19 protein-coding genes are annotated in these 20,526 nt (G+C 72.6%); 7 read left to right on the top strand and 12 right to left on the bottom strand.

Annotated elements, in window-relative coordinates; translation table 11 throughout:
- Positions 1 to 12: 12 nt before the first annotated feature.
- Genes ACZ7CH_RS10005 through ACZ7CH_RS09995 form a run of 3 tightly spaced genes read right to left on the bottom strand, consistent with a single transcriptional unit; the run spans position 13 to position 3,093 of the window.
- A complete protein-coding gene (locus ACZ7CH_RS10005) occupies positions 13 to 828 on the bottom strand; it encodes a carbohydrate ABC transporter permease (RefSeq protein ID WP_458431735.1) in 816 nt (271 codons plus the stop codon).
- A 1-nt stretch (position 829) separates the two neighbouring features.
- Positions 830 to 1,807, bottom strand: a complete 978-nt coding sequence (locus ACZ7CH_RS10000; protein WP_360389622.1) for a carbohydrate ABC transporter permease — start codon at positions 1,805 to 1,807, stop codon at positions 830 to 832.
- On the bottom strand, positions 1,807 to 3,093 hold the full coding sequence (locus ACZ7CH_RS09995; RefSeq protein ID WP_470373615.1) for an ABC transporter substrate-binding protein: 1,287 nt from the start codon (positions 3,091 to 3,093) through the stop codon (positions 1,807 to 1,809). Before ACZ7CH_RS09995 ends, ACZ7CH_RS10000 begins: the two co-directional genes overlap by 1 nt.
- Before the next feature lie 141 nt (positions 3,094 to 3,234).
- On the opposite strand from ACZ7CH_RS09995, the gene ACZ7CH_RS09990 reads away from it, so the two are divergent.
- A complete protein-coding gene (locus ACZ7CH_RS09990; protein ID WP_470373614.1) occupies positions 3,235 to 4,248 on the top strand; it encodes a LacI family DNA-binding transcriptional regulator in 1,014 nt (337 codons plus the stop codon).
- A gap of 14 nt (positions 4,249 to 4,262) precedes the next feature.
- Positions 4,263 to 6,572: a beta-xylosidase/alpha-l-arabinosidase gene (locus ACZ7CH_RS09985; RefSeq protein ID WP_470373613.1), complete on the top strand. Its 2,310-nt coding sequence runs from the start codon at positions 4,263 to 4,265 to the stop codon at positions 6,570 to 6,572.
- Positions 6,573 to 6,761: 189 nt separating this feature from the next.
- Here ACZ7CH_RS09985 and ACZ7CH_RS09980 read toward each other — a convergent pair whose 3' ends face one another.
- From ACZ7CH_RS09980 to ACZ7CH_RS09960, 5 genes are read right to left on the bottom strand one after another with little or no spacing between them, the layout of a single operon-like run.
- Positions 6,762 to 7,808 (bottom strand): pyridoxal-phosphate dependent enzyme, encoded by a 1,047-nt coding sequence (locus ACZ7CH_RS09980; protein ID WP_458431732.1) that lies wholly within the window; start codon positions 7,806 to 7,808, stop codon positions 6,762 to 6,764.
- Positions 7,805 to 8,605: a Rossmann-like domain-containing protein gene (locus ACZ7CH_RS09975; protein WP_470373612.1), complete on the bottom strand. Its 801-nt coding sequence runs from the start codon at positions 8,603 to 8,605 to the stop codon at positions 7,805 to 7,807. The genes ACZ7CH_RS09980 and ACZ7CH_RS09975 overlap by 4 nt, the downstream gene beginning before the upstream one ends.
- Before the next feature lie 10 nt (positions 8,606 to 8,615).
- A complete protein-coding gene (locus tag ACZ7CH_RS09970; RefSeq protein WP_470373611.1) occupies positions 8,616 to 9,383 on the bottom strand; it encodes an ABC transporter ATP-binding protein in 768 nt (255 codons plus the stop codon).
- Positions 9,380 to 10,429: a FecCD family ABC transporter permease gene (locus ACZ7CH_RS09965; RefSeq protein ID WP_360389638.1), complete on the bottom strand. Its 1,050-nt coding sequence runs from the start codon at positions 10,427 to 10,429 to the stop codon at positions 9,380 to 9,382. The genes ACZ7CH_RS09970 and ACZ7CH_RS09965 overlap by 4 nt, the downstream gene beginning before the upstream one ends.
- On the bottom strand, positions 10,422 to 11,405 hold the full coding sequence (locus ACZ7CH_RS09960) for an ABC transporter substrate-binding protein (protein ID WP_360389641.1): 984 nt from the start codon (positions 11,403 to 11,405) through the stop codon (positions 10,422 to 10,424). Before ACZ7CH_RS09960 ends, ACZ7CH_RS09965 begins: the two co-directional genes overlap by 8 nt.
- Positions 11,406 to 11,493: 88 nt before the next feature.
- Between ACZ7CH_RS09960 and ACZ7CH_RS09955 the strand changes: the two genes are divergently transcribed.
- From ACZ7CH_RS09955 to ACZ7CH_RS09940, 4 genes are all read left to right on the top strand, one after another.
- Positions 11,494 to 12,705: an MFS transporter gene (locus ACZ7CH_RS09955; RefSeq protein WP_470370386.1), complete on the top strand. Its 1,212-nt coding sequence runs from the start codon at positions 11,494 to 11,496 to the stop codon at positions 12,703 to 12,705.
- Positions 12,702 to 13,427 (top strand): TauD/TfdA family dioxygenase, encoded by a 726-nt coding sequence (locus ACZ7CH_RS09950; RefSeq protein WP_470373610.1) that lies wholly within the window; start codon positions 12,702 to 12,704, stop codon positions 13,425 to 13,427. Before ACZ7CH_RS09955 ends, ACZ7CH_RS09950 begins: the two co-directional genes overlap by 4 nt.
- A gap of 136 nt (positions 13,428 to 13,563) precedes the next feature.
- On the top strand, positions 13,564 to 14,976 hold the full coding sequence (rox, locus tag ACZ7CH_RS09945; protein ID WP_360389646.1) for a rifampin monooxygenase: 1,413 nt from the start codon (positions 13,564 to 13,566) through the stop codon (positions 14,974 to 14,976).
- A gap of 190 nt (positions 14,977 to 15,166) precedes the next feature.
- Entirely contained in the window at positions 15,167 to 16,078 is a 912-nt protein-coding gene (locus ACZ7CH_RS09940) for an ArsR/SmtB family transcription factor (RefSeq protein WP_458431729.1), read from the top strand.
- 30 nt (positions 16,079 to 16,108) lie between these two features.
- Here the strand turns inward: ACZ7CH_RS09940 and ACZ7CH_RS09935 are convergent, their stop codons facing one another.
- From ACZ7CH_RS09935 to ACZ7CH_RS09920, 4 genes are read right to left on the bottom strand one after another with little or no spacing between them, the layout of a single operon-like run.
- Entirely contained in the window at positions 16,109 to 17,155 is a 1,047-nt protein-coding gene (locus tag ACZ7CH_RS09935; protein WP_470373609.1) for an ABC transporter ATP-binding protein, read from the bottom strand.
- On the bottom strand, positions 17,152 to 17,940 hold the full coding sequence (modB, locus tag ACZ7CH_RS09930) for a molybdate ABC transporter permease subunit (protein WP_470373608.1): 789 nt from the start codon (positions 17,938 to 17,940) through the stop codon (positions 17,152 to 17,154). Before modB ends, ACZ7CH_RS09935 begins: the two co-directional genes overlap by 4 nt.
- Positions 17,937 to 18,674: a molybdate ABC transporter substrate-binding protein gene (gene modA, locus ACZ7CH_RS09925; RefSeq protein ID WP_458431727.1), complete on the bottom strand. Its 738-nt coding sequence runs from the start codon at positions 18,672 to 18,674 to the stop codon at positions 17,937 to 17,939. Before modA ends, modB begins: the two co-directional genes overlap by 4 nt.
- A gap of 17 nt (positions 18,675 to 18,691) precedes the next feature.
- Positions 18,692 to 19,090, bottom strand: coding sequence for a TOBE domain-containing protein (locus ACZ7CH_RS09920; protein ID WP_470370381.1), 399 nt, complete (start codon positions 19,088 to 19,090; stop codon positions 18,692 to 18,694).
- Between the two features lie 410 nt (positions 19,091 to 19,500).
- On the opposite strand from ACZ7CH_RS09920, the gene ACZ7CH_RS09915 reads away from it, so the two are divergent.
- Positions 19,501 to 20,517, top strand: coding sequence for a gamma-glutamylcyclotransferase (locus tag ACZ7CH_RS09915; RefSeq protein WP_470373607.1), 1,017 nt, complete (start codon positions 19,501 to 19,503; stop codon positions 20,515 to 20,517).
- The last annotated feature ends 9 nt before the right edge of the window (positions 20,518 to 20,526 follow it).

Below are 20,526 nucleotides of genomic sequence, written 5' to 3'. Positions count from 1 at the left end.
TCCTCCGAGGTGTCAGCCCTTCACCGAACCGGTCAGGCCACCGACCATCCGTCGTTCGGCGAGCACGAAGAACGTGAGCGCCGGGATCATGGACAACGCGGTGAAGGCGAGCACCTTCGCGGTGTCCTGGGTGTGCTCCGACTGGAACATGGCAACGCCCAGCGGCAGGGTGAAGTTGCTGGAGTCGTTGAACACGAGCAACGGCAGCAGGAAGAAGTTCCAGCTGCTGACGAACGCGAGCACGGACACGGTCGACAGCGCGGGCCCCGACAGCGGCAGCAGGATCCGCCAGAAGAACCCGAGCTTGGCCGCGCCGTCGAGCAGCGCGGCGTCCTCCAGCTCGGCCGGGATGGCGTGCATGAACGGCCGCAGGATCACGATCGTGATCGGCAGCGAGAACGCCGCCTCCGGGATCGCGACACCGAGCGGGTTCTCCAGCAGACCGAGCTGGCGCAGCCACAGGTACAGCGGCAGGGTCGCCACTCCCAGCGGGAACAGCAGGCCGAGCGTGAACAGCGTGTAGAACGCCTCCCTGCCGCGGAAGGCGTAGCGGGACAACGCGAACGCCGCCATCGCCCCCAGCACGACCGCCAGGGTCGTCGCGATCACGGCGATCAGCGCGCTGTTGCCCAGCAACCGCCAGAACACCGGTGAGGTCGCAACCTCGGCGTAGTTCTCCCACACCCACGGGCCGGGGAGGCCCGCCGGTGCGGAGTTGATCTGCGCCGTGGTGCGGAACCCGCCCAGCAGCACGAAGAGCAGCGGCACCACCGTGATGCCCACGACGGCGAACGCGGCGAGGTAGCCCGCGGTGTTGCGACGTGACAACTCAGCCCACCGCCCTGGTCAAGGCGCCCTCGGTGTCCCTGCGCAGCGCGAACCGCTGGTAGAACAACGCGAACGTGAAGCAGATGATGAAGAGGATCACCGCGACGGCGCTGCCGAAGCCGAACTCGTAGCGCTTGAAGCCGTGGTCGATCAGGTAGGTCGCCATGGTCGAGGACGCGTTGGCGGGACCGCCGAGCGTCATGATCCACACGAGGTCGAACAGCTGCAGCGAGCCGATCACCGACAGGAAGATCCACACGCGGATCGTGGGCCCCAGCAACGGGAGCACGACGTGCCGGGTGGTCTGCCACGCGGTCGCCCCGTCGAGGGCGGCGGCCTCCCGCAGCTCGGGCGGCACTCCCTGGAGCCCGGCCAGCAGCAGGATCACGCCGAACCCGATGTACTTCCACGTGATCACGACGAACAGCGTGTAGAGCACGATCGACGGGTCGGCCAGCCACTGCTGGACCAGCGAGCCGAGGCCTGCCGACCGCAGGACCTCGTCGACGAACCCGCCCGGTTGCAGCATCAGCAGCCAGATGACGGCGGTGACGGCCTCCGACAGCACGTACGGCGCGAAGACCACCATGCGCAGGAACGTCCGCCCGCGCAGCTTCCGGTTGAGCAGCAGCGCGAGGCCGATGCTGAGCGGGAGCTGCACGACGATCGACAACGACGCGATGATCAGGTTGTGCCCGATGGCGCCCTGGAAGACGTCACCGGAGAAGGCGTCGACGTAGTTCTTCAGGCCGACGAAGTCGGTCAGCGGGCCGAACCCGTTCCAGGAGTACAGGCTGTAGACCGCGGCCACCCCGATCGGCACCAGCACGAACCCGGCGAACAGCACCAGGGCCGGTGTGAGCAGGAGGGCGAGCTCGAGACGTGTGCGGGTGCGGGACCGCCGCCGCCGGGTGCCCCCAGCCGCTGGCGCGGGCGAGCTGGGGGCGGTCAACGGCCGCGAACTGGTCGCGGTGCTCATCACTTGTTCCCGGCGGCTGCCTTGGAGACCGACTGGACGATCGTGTCAGGACCGCCCTGGCCGGCGAAGAAGTTGGCGATCGAGTCGTTCAGCGCCTGGCCGACGTTGGTCGGGAAGGCGATGTCGAAGTAGAACTGCAGGTGCGGTGCCTTCGTGACGTACTCGGAGATCTGCTTGTGCGTCTCGGTCTTCAGCGACGCCACGGCAGCCGGGTGCACGGGCAGGCCGGAACCGGTCGCCGCGAGCTTCTTCTGCACCTCTTCGCCCACCAGGTAGCCCAGGAAGTCCGTGCAGGCCTTGGCCGCACGCGAGGTGCACGAGAAGCCGTCACCGCCGCCGAGCACGGCGTCCGGCGCACCCTCGCCGCCGGGCACCGACGGGAACGGGAACCAGCCGATCTTCGAGTCCAGCTGCTTGTCCTCCGACAGGGCCTGCATCACGTCCGGGTTCCAGTCGCCCTGCAGCTCCATGGCGGCCTTGCCGTTGGCGAGCATGCCTGCCGAGCTGCCGGCGCCCTGCTGGGCCGGGGTGCCGACGAAGCCGTCCTGGAACGGCTTGGTGTCGATGAACGCCTTGAGGTTCTCGCCCGCCTTGGTGAAGCACGGGTCGGCGAACTCGGTCTTCTCCACGGCCTTCTTCAGCGCGTCGACCGAGCACTGCCGGATCGCGAAGTAGTTGTAGTAGAAGGCGTCCGGCCAGCGGTCCTTGCCGCCGACCGCGATCGGCACCAGGCCCGCGGTCTTCAGCTTCGCGACCGCGGCGTTCAGCTCGTCCAGAGTGGACGGTGGCGCGGTGACGCCCGCGGTGGCGAAGAGGTCCTTGCGGTACCAGAAGCCCACGGCGTGCATCTGGTACGGCACACCGTACTGCTTGCCCTTGACCTGCCAGCCCTGCGCCGCCTGGCCCAGCGGGCCGATCCAACCGGAGGCGCCCTGCGTGATGTCCGCGATCTTGCCGGAGCTGAGCTGTGAGGCGAGCCCGCCACCGCCCCACTGCTGGAAGATGTCCGGCGGGGTGTTGCCCTGCAGGGCCAGGGGCACCTTGGTCTGGAACTGCTCGTTCTGGATCGGCTCGATCGTGAACGAGACGTCCTGGTGGGTCTTGTGGAAGTCGTCCGCGATCTGCTGCCAGATCGACTTCATCGGTTCAGTGGTCCGGTTGTGCCACCAGGTGAGCGTGACCGGACCGTCAGCGGAGGCGTCGCCACCGCTGGAGCCGCTGCACGCGGCAAGCACGAGCGTCGCGGCTGCGGCGAGAGCGACGGACAACTTGTGCACAGAACGCATTGGGGTCCACTCCTGACGACTTCGGCCGAGTAGGACGGGGCGGGATCGAACACATGCCCTGCGGTGGCTAGAGAGAATTCCGCTTCGAAGTCGCTGTGTCAATCGTTGTCGATAACGTTTTACACGGCTAGTCTCAGCCCCGTGTCCCCTCGCTCTCGTGTCACCATCCGTGACGTCGCCGCTCAGGCCGGCGTCTCGGTGGCCACCGTGTCCAAGGTCCTCAACCAGCGCTACGGCGTCTCCGCCGACACGTTCGCGCGGGTGACGGCGGTGATCAAGGAACTCGGCTACGAGGCGAGCCTGGTCGCGCAGAGCCTGCGCAACCACCGCACGAACGTCATCGGCATCCTGGTCGCCGACATCGAGCCGTTCAGCACCGAACTGCTCAAGGGAGCGGCGGATGCCATCCGCGGCACCGGTTTCGAGCTCGTCGTCTACTCGGCGGGCGGCCGGACCGGTGACCCGCAGGGCTGGGAACGCCGGTACCTGAGCCGGTTGAGCGGCACCCTGGTCGACGGCGCCGTGCTCGTCACGCCCGCCGTGGACCTGGAGGAGGTGCCGGGCACCCCGGTCGTGGCGGTCGACCCGCACACCGGGCGGGCGGCGCTGCCGACCGTCGACTCCGACAACCTGACCGGTGGCCGGATCGCCACCGAGCACCTGCTGGCGCTGGGCCACCGCAGGATCGCGCTGCTCACCGGCCGCGCGGACCTGAAGTCCGCCCAGCAGCGCGAAACCGGGTACCGCAGGGCGCTCGCGGGTGCGGGCGTCGAGGTGGACGAGGACCTGGTCCGGCCGGGTGACTACGACCGCGACGTGGCGGCCGCGTCCGCGCGGGAGCTGCTCAGCCTGCCCGACCGGCCGACCGCCATCTTCGCCGCGAACGACGTCACCGGCATCGCGGCCATCGAAACCGCTGTGGCAATGGGGTTGCGCGTGCCGGAGGACCTGTCGGTGGTCGGCTTCGACAACATCCCCGAGTCGGCGCTGTGCGCCCCCGCGCTGACGACCGTGGAGCAGCCCATCCGCGAGATGGGGCGCCGCGCGGTCTCGTTGCTCGTCCGGCTCATCAACGGAGAGACGCCGGACGGCACTCACATCACGCTCGGAACCGAGCTGATCGCCCGGCACTCGACCCGAGCGCTGTCCTCCTGACCCCTGGAGATCATGTGACGACCGAAGCCACCACCTCGGCAGAACTCTGGCGCGACCCGCACGCCGCCGCGGCGGACCGCGTCCGCGACCTGATGGCCAGGATGACCCTGCCCGAGAAGATCGCGCAGCTGCAGGGCATCTGGGTCGGCATCGACTCGGCGGGCGAGATGGCGCCGCACCAGCACGACCTGATCGTGGAGCCGCCGGACTTCGACGAGCTGACCCGCCACGGCATCGGCCAGCTCACCCGCGTGTTCGGCACCCGGCCGATCGCGCCGGAGGTGGGCGCGCACAGCCTCGCCCGCAGCCAGCGGCAGATCATCGCGAGCACCCGGTTCGGGATTCCCGCGATGGTGCACGAGGAGTGCCTCACCGGCCTGGCCGCGTGGCAGGCGACCGCCTTCCCGTCACCGCTGTGCTGGGGCGCCTCGTTCGAGCCGGACCTGGTGCGCCGCATGACGTCCCTGATCGGCGACTCGATGCGCCGCCTCGGCGTGCACCAGGGTCTCGCGCCGGTGCTGGACGTGGCGCGCGACCTGCGGTGGGGCCGGGTCGAGGAGACCATCGCCGAGGACCCGCACCTGGTCGGCACCATCGGCGCCGCCTACGTGGCGGGCCTGGAGTCCGCGGGGATCGTGGCCACGCTCAAGCACTTCGCCGGTTACTCGGCCTCCAGGGGCGGCCGCAACCTCGCGCCGGTGTCGATCGGCCCGCGCGAGCTGGCCGACGTGCTCCTGCCGCCGTTCGAGATGGCCCTGCACGCGGGTGCCAGGTCGGTGATGAACTCCTACACCGACAACGACGGCGTGCCGGTCGCGGCCGACCCCGCGATGCTCACCGACCTGCTGCGCGACGGCTACGGCTTCACCGGCACCGTGGTGGCCGACTACTTCGCCGTGCCGTTCCTCTACCGCCTGCACTCCGTGGCGACCGACAGGGAGGACGCCGCGGCACAGGCGCTCGCCGCCGGCATCGACGTCGAACTGCCCACTGTGGACTGCTACGGCGACCCGCTGCTGACCGCCGTGCAGGAGGGCCGGGTCGACGAGGCGCTGGTGGACCGGGCGCTGACCCGCGTGCTGGCGCAGAAGTGCGAGCTCGGCCTGCTCGACCCGGACTTCTCCCCCGAGCCCGACAACGGTGCCGCGGGCATCGACCTCGACGACGCCGACTCCCGTGCCGTCGCCCGTCAGCTCGCCGAGCGCTCGATCGTGCTGCTGCGCAACGAGGGCGTGCTCCCGCTGACCTCCCGCCGCCGCGTCGCCGTGGTGGGCCCGCGGGCGAACGACCCCGGTGCGATGCTGGGCTGCTACTCGTTCCCGCTGCACGTCGGCAAGCACCACCCCGAGGTGCCGATGGGCATCGACGTGCCGACCGTCCTGGACGCGCTCGGCGACGACCACGACGTGGTGCACGCCGCCGGCTGCACCGTGCTCGGCGGCACCGACGCCGACCTGCGCGCGGCCGTCGAGGCGGCGGCCGGCGCGGAGGTCTGCGTCGCGGTCCTCGGCGACGAGGCGGGCCTGTTCGGCGGCGGGTCCTCCGGCGAGGGCTGCGACGCGAGCGACCTGCGCCTGCCCGGCCGGCAGGAGGAGCTCCTCGAAGCCCTCATCGCCACCGGCACCCCGGTCGTCCTGGTGCTGCTCTCGGGCCGCCCGTACGAGCTGTCCCGCCAGATCGACCGCCTCGCCGCCGCCGTGTGCGGCTTCTACCCCGGCGAGGAGGGCGCGGCGGCACTGGCCGCGGTCCTCAGCGGACGGGTGAACCCGTCCGGGCGCCTCCCGGTCAGCTTCCCCGGCGCCGGTGCCACCCAGCCGTCGACCTACCTGACCGCACCCCTGGGCGCGCGCAGCGACGTGAGCACGGTCGACCCGACCCCGCTGTTCCCGTTCGGCCACGGCCTCACCTACGCCCCGGTCACCTGGGTGTCCGTGACGGCCGACGCGGCGGAGTGGCCGACCGACGGCACGTGCCGCGTGGTCACCACCCTGCGCAACGACACCGAGCTGCCCACCACCGAGGTCGTGCAGCTGTACCTGCACGACCCGGTCGCCGAGGTCGCCCGTCCCGTGCAGGCACTCGTCGGTGCGGTGAAGGTCGACCTCGAACCGGGCGAGACCCGCACCGTCACCGCGGTGGTGCACGCCGACCAGACCTCCTACACCGGCCGTGCCGGTCGGCGCCAGGTCGACCCCGGTGCCGTCGAGCTGCGGGTGGGCCGGTCGAGCGGTGACATCGACACGGCGATCGGCCTGACGATGACCGGTCCGCGCCGCGAGGTCGGTTTCGACCGGGTGTTCACACCGACGTTCGACCTGAACTGACCACCTCCCCAGCATCTGCAAGTACCACCAACTCGACATCAACACGCACCTTCCTACTACCAACAGCTCCCCCGTTCCCCGGGGACAGGGGAGCCTGCTTCGGCGAGCGGCAAACGTGTTGGTGGTGGTCAGCGGCGATTCGATCATGTGTTGGTGGTACTTGCAGACGCCTTGGCAGCAAGGAGCCTCTCAGGATGCGACGGGGATGGGCTGCCGGGCCGAGGCCGCGGGTGGTGCCTCGGCGCGGTTCCAGTGCATCCGCGACCACGGCAGGTCCATGTCGGCCAGTGCCGTGATGTCGTGCGGCTCCAGCTCCGTCAACGGCAACGCCTCGGAGTGGCGCGAGTAGGCCGCGTCCACGTAGCGGTGACCGGTGTCCGGTGCCAGCAGCACGACGTGCCGGTCCGGGTCGAGCTGCTGTTCCCACCGCGCCGCGAGGTAGGCCGCGCCGGCGGAGAGCCCGGCGAAGATCGCGTGCTCGCGCAGCAACGCCACCGCGCCCGCCAGCGCCGCGTCGAAACCGACCCAGTGCACGGTGTCGTACAGGGTGTGGTCGACGTTGGCGAACGGGATCGAGCTGCCGATACCGGCGATGATGATCTCCGGGTCGTGCACGTGCTCGCTGCCGAACGTGACGCTGTCGAACGGTTGCACGCCGACCAGTTCCACGCTCGGATCGGACTCCCGCAGGAACTTCGCCAGCGCACCGGTCGACGCGCCCGTGCCCACGCCGCCGACGACGGTCAGCGGCACCGGGCCGAGCTCCGCGCGGACGGCGTCGGCGATGGGCCGGTAGCCGAGGTAGTGCACGTCGTCGTGGTACTGGCGCATCCAGTGGTGGCGCGGGTTGTCGCGCAGGATCTCGTGCACCCGCGCGACCCGGCGGCTCTGGTCGAGCTTCAGGCTCGCGGTGGCGGGCATGGGTTCGACCGTCGCGCCCAGGATCTCCAGCTGTGCCCGCAACGTCTTGTCCACGGTGGTGGAGGCGACGATGTGGCAGTGCAGGCCGTGCCGGTGGCAGGCCAGCGCCAGTGCGTGGGCGTAGATGCCGCTGGAGCTGTCCACGAGCGTGTCGCCCGCGCAGACCGTGCCGCACTCCAGCAGGTGGCGCACGGCGGCCAGCGCGGAGGCGACCTTCATGGTCTCGAACCGCAGGCAGGTGGTGCGGTCGTCGAGGCGCACCAGGGCGGGTCGGCTGAGGGTGTCGGCGATGTGGTGGTCCACGACGGGGCTCACGTCCGGGTCCGGTAGCGGTGCAGGACTGTCTCGTCGGCGCTGAACTGGGAGAACGGGAACGGTTCCGCGGACAGCGCGGTCACCCCGTTGCCCAGGAACTGCCGGGCGACGGCACTGGCGGTCTGCGCGTAGACGACCAGCGGTATGTCTCGCGACCGGCAGGTGCGCAGGATCTCGTCGAACGTGCCGTTGCCGATCGTCATGCCGGTGGCCACGACCGCGTCGGCGACACCGAGGACGTCCCTCATGTCCGGTGTCACCGGGTCGCCCCACTGGGTGGTGCGCAACGACAGGTCGCACGGCAGGCACTCGGCCCCGCGGTCCCTGATCGCCGCCACCAACGGGTTCACCACACCGATCAACGCGACCTTGGCACCCGGCTCGACGTCCAGCAGCCCCGCGACCGCCGCGTCACGGGCACGAGCCCGTTCCTCCGGCGTGCCAACGGGGAGCACGACCCGTTCGGCGCCCGAGGTCCGGTGTGGACGAACCGAGGCGAGGTACGCGTCCAGCGCCGCGACCCGCACCGGCGCCGGTGCCTCGGTCAGCAGCGCGGAGACCGGCGCGCCGCTGTAGTCCGCGCACACCGCCGGGTCGGCCTCGCCCTCGGCGAACGCGCAGGCGCCGAACGCCGACCCGATCCGCACGAGCACGTACTGGTTGCGGTAGGTGGTGTCACCGCCGGCCAGCCGGGTGCCGTGGTGCACCCAGAACACACTGGTCGCCACCACGGCTCCCGGATCAGGCCCGTGCCTGTTCGCGAGCACCTCGGCGACCAAACCATCCACTGTGGTCACAACTCCCCCTTCAACGAGCCGGTTCGCGGTAGCCGACGGCCAGGTGGCCCAGGCCGTCGCGACCGATCTCGGCGTCCACTTCGAACACTTCACGTAACAACGGCGCCGTCAACACCTCGGTGGCACTGCCCTGCGCCACCAGGGCACCGCGGTGCAGCAGGACCAGCCGGTCGCAGTAGCGGGCGGCCTGCGCGAGGTCGTGCAGCGCCACCACGACGGTCTGCGGTGTGGCGCTGACGAGCTCCATCAGCTCCAGCTGGTGCCGCACGTCCAGGTGGTTGGTCGGCTCGTCCAGCAGCAACGCCCGCGTCTCCTGGGCGAGCGCGCGCGCCAGGTGCGTGCGCTGGCGTTCGCCACCGGAGAGCTGCTTCCACGGCCGGTCCGCCAGCCCGCCCAGGTCGAGCCGGTCCAGCGCGGCCGCGACCACCTCCCGGTCGTGCGCGTCCGGTCCGCGCCAGCTCGACCGGTGCGCGGTGCGGCCGAGCATCACGACCTCGGCGACGCGCAGGTCGCTGTCGGTGTCGGCGGTCTGCTCGACGAAGGCCAGCCGCAGCGCGCGGTCGCGGGGACCCAGCGACGCCACGTCCGCACCGTCCCAGCGCACGGCTCCGGCGACCGGTGTGCGCAGTCCGGCCAGGCACCGCAGCAGCGACGACTTGCCCGACCCGTTGGGGCCGATCAGCCCCACCGTCTCACCGGGCTCGACGACCAGCTCGACGTCCCGCACGATCGCCTTGCCCGGCACGCCCCAGTCCAGGTGCTCCGCGGAGATCCTCACAGCTCTCCTCTCCTGCGCAGCACCAGCAGGAACAGCGGCACGCCCAGCAGCGCGGTGAACACGCCGACCGGCACCTCCAGCGGCGCGAACACCACGCGCGTCACCGCGTCGGTCCACACCAGGAACACCGCGCCGACCACCGCCGACAACGGCAGCAGCCGCCGGTGCAGCGGCCCGACCAGGAACCGCACGCCGTGCGGCACGATCAGCCCGACGAACCCGACCGCCCCGACGGCCGCCACGGCGACGGCGGTCAGCACCGACGTCGTCACCAGCAGCACGATCCGGGTGGTCCGCACGTCCACACCGAGCGAGGCGGCGGTGTCGGTGCCGAACGCGAACCCGTCCAGCGCCGCCGAGCACAACCACACGACCAGCAACCCCAGTGCGAGCACGACCGCGCACACGGCGACCGACGACCAGCGCGCCGACGCCAGCGACCCGAGCAGCCAGTGGGTCACCGCGCGGATGCTGTCGGCGTCACCGGAGGACAGCAGGATCAACGACGTCAGCGCCGCGAACAGCTGCCCGACCACGACACCGGTGAGCACGACCCGCACCGAGTCCAACCCGGTGCGCCGCAACAGCAGCATCAGCACGGAGAACGCGACGAGCGCACCGATCAGCGCACCTCCCGTGACCCCGAGCCGCGACCCGCCGAACCCGAGCACCACCACGACGACGGCGCCGGTCGAGGCACCCGAGGACACCCCGAGCAGGTAGGGGTCGGCGAGCGAGTTGCGGGTGACGCTCTGCAGCGCGGCACCGCACACGGCGAGCGCGGCGCCCACCAGCGCGGCGAGCAGCACCCGCGGCACCCTCAGGTCCCAGATCAGCGAGTCCTGCAACCGGGACAGCGGCACGACCGGCACCCCGAGGCGCCCACCGACGGCCCTGCCGATCTCCGCCCAGCCCGTGCCTGCGCCGATGCGGACGGCGAGCACGAGCGAGAGGACGAGGAAAGCGAGACACAGCACCGTGGTCAGCGTGCGCCTGACCGGTTCCGGTGGTGCGGGTGGTTCAGCGAGCACAGCGGTGTCAGCCACCCGCGACCTCGTCGAGGCCCTTGCTGAACGCGCGCAGCGCGTCGACCGTGCGCACCGACGGGTCCATCTCGATGCCGGGCAGCTCGATGACCCTGCCGCCCTTCAGCGCGTCCAGCTGCGCGACCGCCGGGTGCTCGCGCATCATTGCGAGCTTCTCGCTCGCCTTGTCACCGGGGTTGCCGCGTTCGGACAGGTCACCGACCACGATCACGTCGGGGTTGCGCCGCGCGATCTCCTCCCACGACACCTCCGGCCACTCCTGCGCGACGTCGTCGAACACGTTGACCGCGCCCGCGATCTTGCTCATCTGGCTCGGCATGCCGTCGCGGCCGGCCACGTACGGCACGTCCTTGAACACCGAGTAGATCCACACGACCTTGGGCGCCCTGGGTCGTTTCGCGCCCGCGGCCTGCACTTCGGCCACCGCGGCGCGTTGTTCGGCGGCAAGCGCGTTCGCCTTGTCGGCCACCCCGAGGAACTTGCCGAAGTTCTCGTAGTCGCGGAACAGCCGTTCGAACGGCGGCGTGGTGCCGTCCGGGCAGTTCACCGCGCTGACGTAGCTCGGCACGCCCAGCTCCGCGAGCTCGTCGCGGGTGCCGGCGCGGTCGGTGGTGAAGTGCTCCTCGAACGACGACACCACGACGTCCGGGTTCGCCGCGCGCAACGGTTCGGAGGTCAGCACCTTCGGTGAGAGCACCGGGATCTTCGCGTAGGCCTCGGCGAACCTGGGCGACACCTTGGTCTTGAGGTTGGCCGTGCCCGCCATGCGGTCGGCGACCCCCAGTGCCAGCAGGGTTTCCGTGGAGTTCTGGTCCAGCGTGACGACCCGCTGCGGCGTGCCGGTGAAGGTCAGCTGCTTGCCGCAGCTGTCGACCACGACCGACGACGTCGGCGCGGCCCCTCCTCCCGGTGCGGCGCAGCCGGCGACGAACGCCGCGGCGGTGAGCGCCAGGCCGAGCCGGGCGGCGTGTGACATCGGATCCTCCAGTGCGAGACGACAGCGGTGTCCGTTACTGTAACGACAACCATTTTCAACACAAGCCCCAATCCGGAAGGTCGGCCGCGTGGTTCACGACACACTGCCCCCACCCGCCCCCGTGCTCAGGAACGTGGCGTTCCTGCGGCTCTGGACGGCGACCACCGCGTCCGGCATCGCCACCTGGGCGTTGCCGTTCGTGCTCGGCCTGGCCGTGCTCGACCGCACCCTCACCGCGGTGGAGCTGGGCGTGCTGCTGGCCGCACGCACCGCCGGGTTCCTCGCCGCGGTGCCGATCAGCGGCGTGCTGGCCGACCGCTACGCCCGTCGCCGCGTGGTGCTCTGGTCGGGGCTCACGGCGGCCGTCGCGGCACCGGTGCTCGCGTTCTTCGTCGGGAGCTCCCTGCCGCTCATGGCGGTTGCCGCGGTGGCGATGGGCGCGGGCCAGGGCGCGTGCCGCCCGGCGTTCCAGGCGCTGACCGCCGAGGTGGTGCACGAGGACCAGCGCCAGCGGGCCAACGCCGCGATGACGCTCTCGGTCCGCGTCACGACGCTCGTCGCACCCGGCCTCACCGCGTTGCTCGCGCTCGTCGCGACCACCGAGGCGCTGCTGCTCGGCATCGGCGCGCTGTGGCTGGTGGCGGCGCTGGTTCCGCCGCGCGGCAACGACTTCGCGGGCACGGCGGGCAGGCCGCGGTTCTTCGCCGAGTTCGCCGAGGGCGTGCGGGAGGCCCGCCGGCACCCCTGGTTCCTGGCCGGCCTGGGCGCGCTGACGGCCGTGATCGCCACCGGCTACTCCGCGACCGGCGTGGTGCTGCCGCTGGTCAGCCGCGACCGCTACGGCACGGAGGCCGTGCTCGCCGGCGCCCTCACCGCCTACACGCTCGGCGCGCTCGCCGGCGCCCTGCTGATCGCGCGCTGGCGGCCGAAGCACGCGGGCTGGACGGCGTTCGCGGGCCTGGCGCTGTACGGGTTCGCGCCGCTGAGCCTGCTGCTGCCGGTGCACCCGGCGGTCGTGCTCGCCGCCTACGCGGTGGCCGGTGTCGGCATCGAGCTGTTCAACGTGCCGTGGTTCACCGCCACCCAGCGCGAGGTCGAACCGTCCAAGCTCGCCCGCGTGTCCTCTTTGGACTTCCTGATGTCGTACGGCCTCGCGCCCGTCGGCCTGGCGCTGATCGCCCCCGCCATCGCGCACTTCGGTGCCACCGCGGTGCTCGCCGGGTGCGCCGTGGTCTGCTTCGCCGCTCCCGCGGTGGCCGCGCTGGTCCCGTCGGCGCGCGACTTCCGGGCCAGGTCGTGATCCCGGCCCGGCTGCCGGCCACCTCGCCCCAGGCCCGTGCCGCGCTGACCGGCACCGGCGCGGTGGTCCTCACCGGGCTGCCGGTCGAGCCCGGCTCGCTCGCGGTGGCGGCGGCGGTGTTGTTCGGCAGCGGGGTGCGCGAGCTGTACCCGCACCGCACGCGCAGGTCCGTGGACGGCGGCCCGCTGCCGTTGCACGCCGACAGCTTCGACGTCGTCGTGGACGTCGGCGGCAGGCAGGTGCGGCGGCGGCACCCCGACGAGGACTTCGTGCTCCTGCAACTGGTCGAGCAGGCGCCGTCGGGCGGTGAGTCGTTCGTCGTCGACGCGCACGCGTTCACCGACTCGCTGCCGGCGGACCTGCGGGCGTTCCTCACCGACGTCGACGTCGACCTGTACGGGCGGTGGGCCGGCGTCCGCGGCCTGCCCGCCACACCGCGGGTCGCGCGGCACGTCGAGCACACGCGCACCGGGCGGCGCATCACCCGCCGCACCGACGGTGCCGCTCCCCTGCACCGCGACCCCCGGAGCGACCACGTCACGGCGATGCTGCGGCGCCTCGACGAGGAGGTGGCCCGCGTGCAGCCGGCACTGCCGAGGTTCCGGCTCGACGAGGGCGACGTGCTGGTGCTCGACAACTACCGCTGCTGGCACGGCCGCGACGCGCACACCGGCACACGCTCGGTGCACATCCAGACGATCCGCACGGACGACGCCGGCTGAGCGGGTCCACACACGACAAAGGGAGGAAGCGCGCTTCCTCCCACTTCAACATATAGCGCACAGGGGGCCTTGCCACAAGACCCCGTGCCTGCCCCACACTTCACCGCGCATTGCTTGGTGAACGGGGGAGCAACACATGTATGACGTGATCATCGTCGGCGGCGGGCCCACCGGCTTCATGCTGGCCGGGGAGCTGCGCCTGCACGGTGTGCGCGTGGTCGTGCTGGAACGGGAGCAGCAGCCGACGCCGGTGGTGCGGGCGCTCGGCCTGCACGTGCGCAGCATCGAGCTGATGGACCAGCGGGGGCTGCTGGAGAAGTTCCTGGAGCTGGGGACGAAGCACGAGGCGGGCGGGTTCTTCGCCGGCATCCTCAAGCCGTGGCCCGCGGACATGGACACCGCGCACGGCTACATCCTCGGCATCCCGCAGCCGCTGACCGACCGGCTGCTCACCGAGCACGCCGTCGGGCTGGGCGCCGAGGTCCGGCGCGGCAGCGAGGTCGTGGGCCTGACGCAGGACGACGAGGGCGTGACGGCCGCGCTGGCCGACGGGAGCACGGTGCGCGGCCGTTACCTGGTGGGCTGCGACGGCGGCCGCAGCGCGGTCCGCAAGCTGCTCGGCATCGGCTTCCCCGGCGAACCCGCCCGGCTGGAGACGTTGCTGGGCGAGATGCAGGTGACGATGCCGCTCGACGAGCTCACGGCGCGGGTGGCGGAGATCCGCAGGACCAACCCGTGGTTCGGCGTGGGCCCGATGGGCGACACGTTCCGCGTCGTCGTCTCGGCCGATGACGTCCGGCAGGACCGCACGCCGCCGACCCTGGACGACTTCCGGCGCCGCCTGGTCGCCGTCGCGGGCACGGACTTCGGCGTGCACTCGCCGCGCTGGACGTCCCGGTTCAGCGACGCGACCCGGCAGGCCGAGCGCTACCGGTCCGGCCGGGCGTTCCTGGCGGGCGACGCGGCCCACGTCCACCCGCCGGCCGGTGGCCAGGGCCTCAACCTCGGTGTGCAGGACGCGGTGAACCTCGGCTGGAAGCTCGCCGCGGCGGTCCGCGGCTGGGCGCCCGCCGACCTGCTCGACAGCTACCACGCCGAACGGCACCCGGTGGGCGCCGCCGTGCTGGACAACACCCGCGCGCAGGTGCAGCTGATGACACCGGAACCGGGTCCGCAGGCGGTGCGCAGGCTGCTCGGCGAGCTGATGGACCTGGAGGGCGTCACCCGCCACCTGATCGAGAAGATCACCGCGGTCGGCATCCGCTACGACTTCGGCAGCGACCACCCGCTGGTCGGGCGGCGGCTGAAGGACGTGCGGCTCAAGGACGGCCGCCTGTTCGAGCTGCAACGCACCGCCCGCGGCCTGCTGCTCGACCAGACCGGCAGGCTCTCGGCGCGGGGCTGGGCTGACCGGGTCGACCACGTGGTCGACGTGAGCGAGGAGCTGGACGTGCCCGCCGTGCTGCTGCGGCCGGACGGACACGTCGCGTGGGCCGGTGACGACCAGGACGACCTGGAGGAGGTGCTGCCCCGCTGGTTCGGCGCCTGAGCGCCTGAGCGCCGGTGCGGCGCCGGGAGACCACGACCCGCAGACGGGTGCGGCACAAGGGATTGACTCCCCCGGTACGGTTGCTGGCGGTGACCTGTTCAGGGGGAGGTTGCTTTTGCTGCGTATCCATTTCTCGGCAGGAGATCTGGAGCGGACGCAGGTCGCGGATCACGTCGATCCGTTGTGGGAGATGGTGTTCAGCTGGTTGCGGCTGACCGAGCGGGACAGCGGCCTGCTGTTCGAGCCGTGGTTGCGCGCGGTCCGGCGCGGCCCCGCGCGGGAGGCGGTCCGCGCCGGCGTGGGCGTGCTGTCCGTGCTGGCACCGCTGGGCCCCTACTTCCCGGACTTCCTCACACCGCCCGAGGGTGCGCACGGGCTGTCCAGCGCGCTCGCCGCGATCAGGTCGACTCCGCGCGCCCGCCTGCGCGCGGAGTTCTCGCTGCTGGCCGCGATCCGCCCGACTCCGGAGTGGACGCGTCCGCTCGTGGAGGGCGACGGCGCGGCACTGGAGGACCTCACCGGCACCCTCGCCCGCTACCACTGCGCCGTGATCGAGCCGTACACCGACCTGGTCGAGGACGCGGTGGAGACCGACCGCGTGCACCGCGCGGGCTTCGACGGTGTCGAGGGCCTGCTGCGCGGCATGTGGCCGTTGATGAACTGGCGCCCACCCGTGCTGGAGGTGCAGTACTCCTACGACCGCGACCTGCACCTCGGCGGCCGCGGCCTGCGGCTGGTGCCGTCGTACTTCTGCCGCCGCACACCGGTCGCGCTGGCCGACCCCGGTCTGCCGCCCACGCTCGTCTACCCGGTGCACCACGACTGGACGTGGCGCCGCCAGCTCTCCTCCGGCAGCCGGCCGGAGGGCGCGCTGGCCGCGTTGCTGGGCACCACCCGCTCGTCGGTGCTGGCGGCGGTGGGCACGGGGGCGACGACGACGGAGCTGGCGGCGCGGCTGGGGGCGTCGCCGTCTGCGGTCAGCCGGCACACGACCGTGCTGCGGGAGGCGGGTCTGCTCACGACGGTCCGGCGGGGACTGTCCGTGCTGCACCGGCGGACGGCGCTCGGGTCGGCGCTGCTGTGCGGGCACGACCACCGCTGAGCGGCGGGGAGGTCGTGACGGCGGTGGGGGTCAGACCGGGTACGTGTGCGTCTCGGTCGCCTTCACCGCCGCCCACACCTCGTCCCCCGGCCGCAGCCGCAGCTCGGCGAGGGTCGCCGTCGTGATGTCGGCGAGCACCGACGCCTTCCCGTCCAGCCGCACCCGCGTGGTGTGGGCGTGCTGTTCGACGGCGGCCACGGTCACCGGCCACGTGTTGCGCGGGCTGCCGGTGGGCCGGTCGAGGTGCAGGCCCACGGCGGTGGGCGGGAACGCCACGTGCACCGCGCCGTGCGCGGGCGTGGCGACGACCAGGGTGCCGCCCTCGTCCAGCGCCACCGCGGTGCCGTCGGCGGTGCCGCGGTAGAGGTTGAGGCCGACGAGGTTCGCCACGTAGTCGGTGCGCGGGCGGCGGGCGACCTCCGCGGGCGGTCCCTCCTGGACGGCGCGGCCGTCCTCCAGGATCACCAGGCGGTCGGCCAGCACCATGGCGTCGAGCGGGTCGTGCGTGACGAGCAGGGTGTGACCGGTGAAGCCGGTGAGCACCCGGCCGAGCTCGGCACGCACCTGGAGGCGCGTGCTCGCGTCGAGGGCGGCCAGCGGTTCGTCGAGCAGGAGCAGGCTCGGGCCGGTGGCGAGGGCACGGGCCAGCGCCACCCGCTGGGCCTGGCCGCCGGACAACGCGCGCGGCTTCGCCCCGGCGTGGTCCGCGAGGCCGACGCGGTCGAGCCAGGTCGCGGCCACCGCACGGGCCTCGGCCCTGCGGGTGCCCCGTGCGCGCAGGCCGAACGCGACGTTCTCCAGCGCCGACATGTGCGCGAAGAGCAGGTAGTCCTGGAACACCACGCCGATCGGGCGTTCCTCGGCCGGCAGGTACCGGCCGGGACCGTCCCAGACCGACTCCCCCACCGCGATCCGCCCGCCGGTCAGCTGCTGCAGCCCGGCCAGCGCGCGCAACGCGGTCGTCTTGCCCGCGCCGTTCGGGCCGAGCAGCGCCACCACCTCGCCGGGGGCGATGGTGAGGTCGAGGTCCAGGTCGAAGTGCGCGCGGGTGACCCGCAGAGACGCGGTCAGGGTCATGACGGCCCGCTGATCCACCGGTCGCGCAGACCGGCCAGCACGCCCACGGACACCACCAGCAGCACCACGCTCAGCACGACAGCGGCGTCCGGGTCCGTCTCCAGGGCGAGGTAGACGGCCAGCGGCATGGTCGTGGTCTCGCCGGGGAAGTTGCCCGCGAACGTGATCGTGGCACCGAACTCGCCCAGCGCCCGCGCCCAGCACAGCACCGCGCCCGCGACCACACCGGGCAGCACCGACGGCAGGGTGACCCGCCGGAACGTGAGCCACCGCGACGCCCCGAGCGTGGCGGCGGCCTCCTCGAACCGCGGGTCGGCGGCCCGCAGCGCCCCCTCGACGGAGATCACGAGGAACGGCATCGCCACGAACGCCTCCGCGAGCACCACCCCGGCCGTCGTGAACGGCAGCGAGATCCCGAACCACGCGTCCAGGTGCTGCCCGACCAGCCCGCGCCGCCCCAGCACCAGCAGCAACGCCACACCGCCCACCACCGGCGGCAGCACCAGCGGCACGGTGACGAGCGCACGCAGGAACCCCCGCCCCGGCAGCCCCGAGCGCGCGAGCAGCCAGGCCAGCGGGATGCCGAGCACCAGGCACAGCGCGGTGGCCATCGACGCGCAGACCAGGCTGAGCCGCAACGCCTCCCCGACCTCGGCGCTGAGCAGCCCCGGCAGCTCGGTCCACGGCGCCTTCACCAACAACCCGGCCAGCGGCACCAGCAGGAACGCCAGCCCGAGCAGCGCGGGCAGCAGGAGGACGACCGGCAGCCGGTGACGCCTGGTCACGGCCCGTCGAACCCGGCGGCGCTCAGCGCGGACCGGCCCTTCTCCGACAGCACGAGCTCGACGAAGGCACGGGCAGCGGCGGCGTTGGGGGCCTTGGCGAGCGGCGCGATCGGGTAGTCGTTGACGGCCTGGTCGGCTTCGCTGAAAGCGATGCCCTCGACCCTGTCCCCCGCGGCCTGGGCGTCGGTCTTGTAGACCAGGGCCGCGTCGACCTCGCCGAGCGAGACCTTGGTGAGCACCGCCTTGACGTCCTGCTCCAGCGTGTCCGGCTGCGGGGTCACCCCGGCGAGGCCGAAGACCTTCTTGGCGGCGGCACCGCACGGCACCTGCTCCGCGCACAGGGCGATCTTGCGGTCCCGGTCGGCGAAGTCGGCCAGCCCGGTGACCTTCCCCGGGTTGCCCTTGGGCACCACGATCCGCAACCTGTTCCTCGCGAACGTGCGCGGCGCCTCGGTGATCGCCCCGGTGTCGGCGACCTGCTGGAGGTTCGCGGGCGCGGCACTGGCGAACACGTCGGCGGGCGCGCCGTTGGTGAGCTGCTGGGCGAGCGCCGAGCTGCCGCCGAAGTTGAACCTGACCCTCGTGCCGGGGTGGGCGGCCTCGAAGTCCCTGCCCAGCGCCGTGAACGTCTCGGTGAGCGACGCGGCGGCGAACACCGTGACGTCCCCGCCGATCCCCCCGGCCGCCGGCTCGGCGGACCCGCACCCCGCGAGCCCCAGTGCGATGAGTGCCACGAGCGGACGACGCACGGTCAGGCCTCCGGGATCTCGACGACGACGTGGGTGGACTTGATCGACGCGACCGCCACGCTCCCGGCCTCGAGGCCGAGCTCGTCCGCGGCCTCCCTGCTCATGAGCGACACGACCCGGAACGGCCCAGCCTGCATCTCGACCTGCGCCATCACACCGTCCTTGAGCACGCGCGTCACGATCCCCCGCATCCGGTTGCGCGCCGACGCCGCCACCGTCGCCCCCGCCTCGGCGCCCTCGGCCACCCGCTGCGCGAACGCCGCGAGCTCCTTGCCGTCGATCGCCTTGCGCCCGTTCTCGGCCACGGTGGCCGCGAGCCGCCCCTGGTCGACCCACCGGCGCACGGTGTCGTCGCTGACGCCCAGGAGGGCGGCGGCCTCGGTGATCCGCAGATTCGGCATGATGCGCATCCTATGTCCCGCGCCTGCGGACACAAGAGCCACCCGATGGCGGCTTCTGCGGAACACACCGCCGGGTGCTCGCCCGTCCGGCGCACCACCGCGCGTCCTGCCCCCGCCAGCCACCGCACCCGCGTGCCGGTGCACCCGCGTCCCGCAATCCCGCCCGCCCCAGCGCCCCCGCACCCCGCGCACCCCGCGTCTCGGTCAGCCCAGCCCGCCCCGCACCCCCGCACACCCCCAGCGCGCCCGCGTCCCGCAATCCCGCCCGCCCCCGCACCCCGCGCACCCCGCGTCCCGCTCAGCCCAGCCCGCCCCGCACCCCCGCACACGCCCAGCGCGCCCGCGTCCCGCTCCCAGGCGCACCCCTGGCACCCCGCGTCCCGCTCACCCCCCGCCCGTACCCTGATCCCATGATCACTTCCACGGCGCGGGCCAGGGTCGTGGCCCGGATCGCCGACCACCTCGCGAGCCGGGACCCCGGACACCCGCTGCGCGTGGCCGTCGACGGCGTCACCGCGGCCGGCAAGACCACCCTCGCCCGCGAGCTCACCGCCGCCGTCGCCGAGCGGGGCCGTCCCGCCGCCCACCTGTCCATGGACGGCTTCCACCACCCGCGCGCCCACCGCCACCGGCGGGGCCGCGACTCCGCGGACGGCTACTACGCCGACGCCTACGACTTCGCCGCGGTCGCCCGCGAGGTCCTCGGCCCGCTCGGTCCCGGTGGTGACCGCCGCTACCGCGAGCGCATCCTCGACCTGCGCGCCGACACCCCGGTCGACGAACCGCCGCTGACCGCCGCCGACGACCTCGTCCTCGTCGTGGACGGCAGCTTCCTGCAACGCGACCTGACCTGGGACGAGGTCGTCTTCGTCGACACGGCGTTCGAGGTCGCCAAGACCCGCGGCACCCGGCGGGACGCCGAACTGCTGGGCGGCGCGGCGGAGGCGGCGCACACGTTCGAGCACCGCTACCACGCCGCGAGCCGCCGGTACCTCGCCGAGGCGAACCCCGTCGGCAGGGCCACCGTCGTGGTCGGCAACGACGACGTCGCGCACCCCGTGCTGCGCCGCATCGGCGGCCCGGCCGGCGCCACCGCCCGGCTGTTCTCCTACGGCACCCTGCAGCTGGAGGCGGTGCAACGCGAACGCTTCGGCCGGGTGCTCGCGGGCGAACCGGACGTGCTGCCCGGCCACCGGCAGGACTGGGTCACGATCACCGACCCGGACGTGGTCGCGGTCAGCGGCACCGACCGGCACCCGATCGTCCGCCGCACCGGCGACCCCGCCGACACCACCAAGGGCACCGTACTGACCGTCACCGCCGAGGAGCTGGCCGCGGCGGACGTGTACGAGGTCGACGACTACCGGCGCGTGCTCGTGGCGCTCGGTTCCGGCCCCGCGTGGGTATACCTCGCCAAGACGGACTGAAGGAGGCGC

The organism is Lentzea sp. NPDC037011, assembly GCF_055607425.1.
Note: the sequence above shows the minus strand (reverse complement) of the source record. Positions and strands in the feature narration are given on the sequence as shown.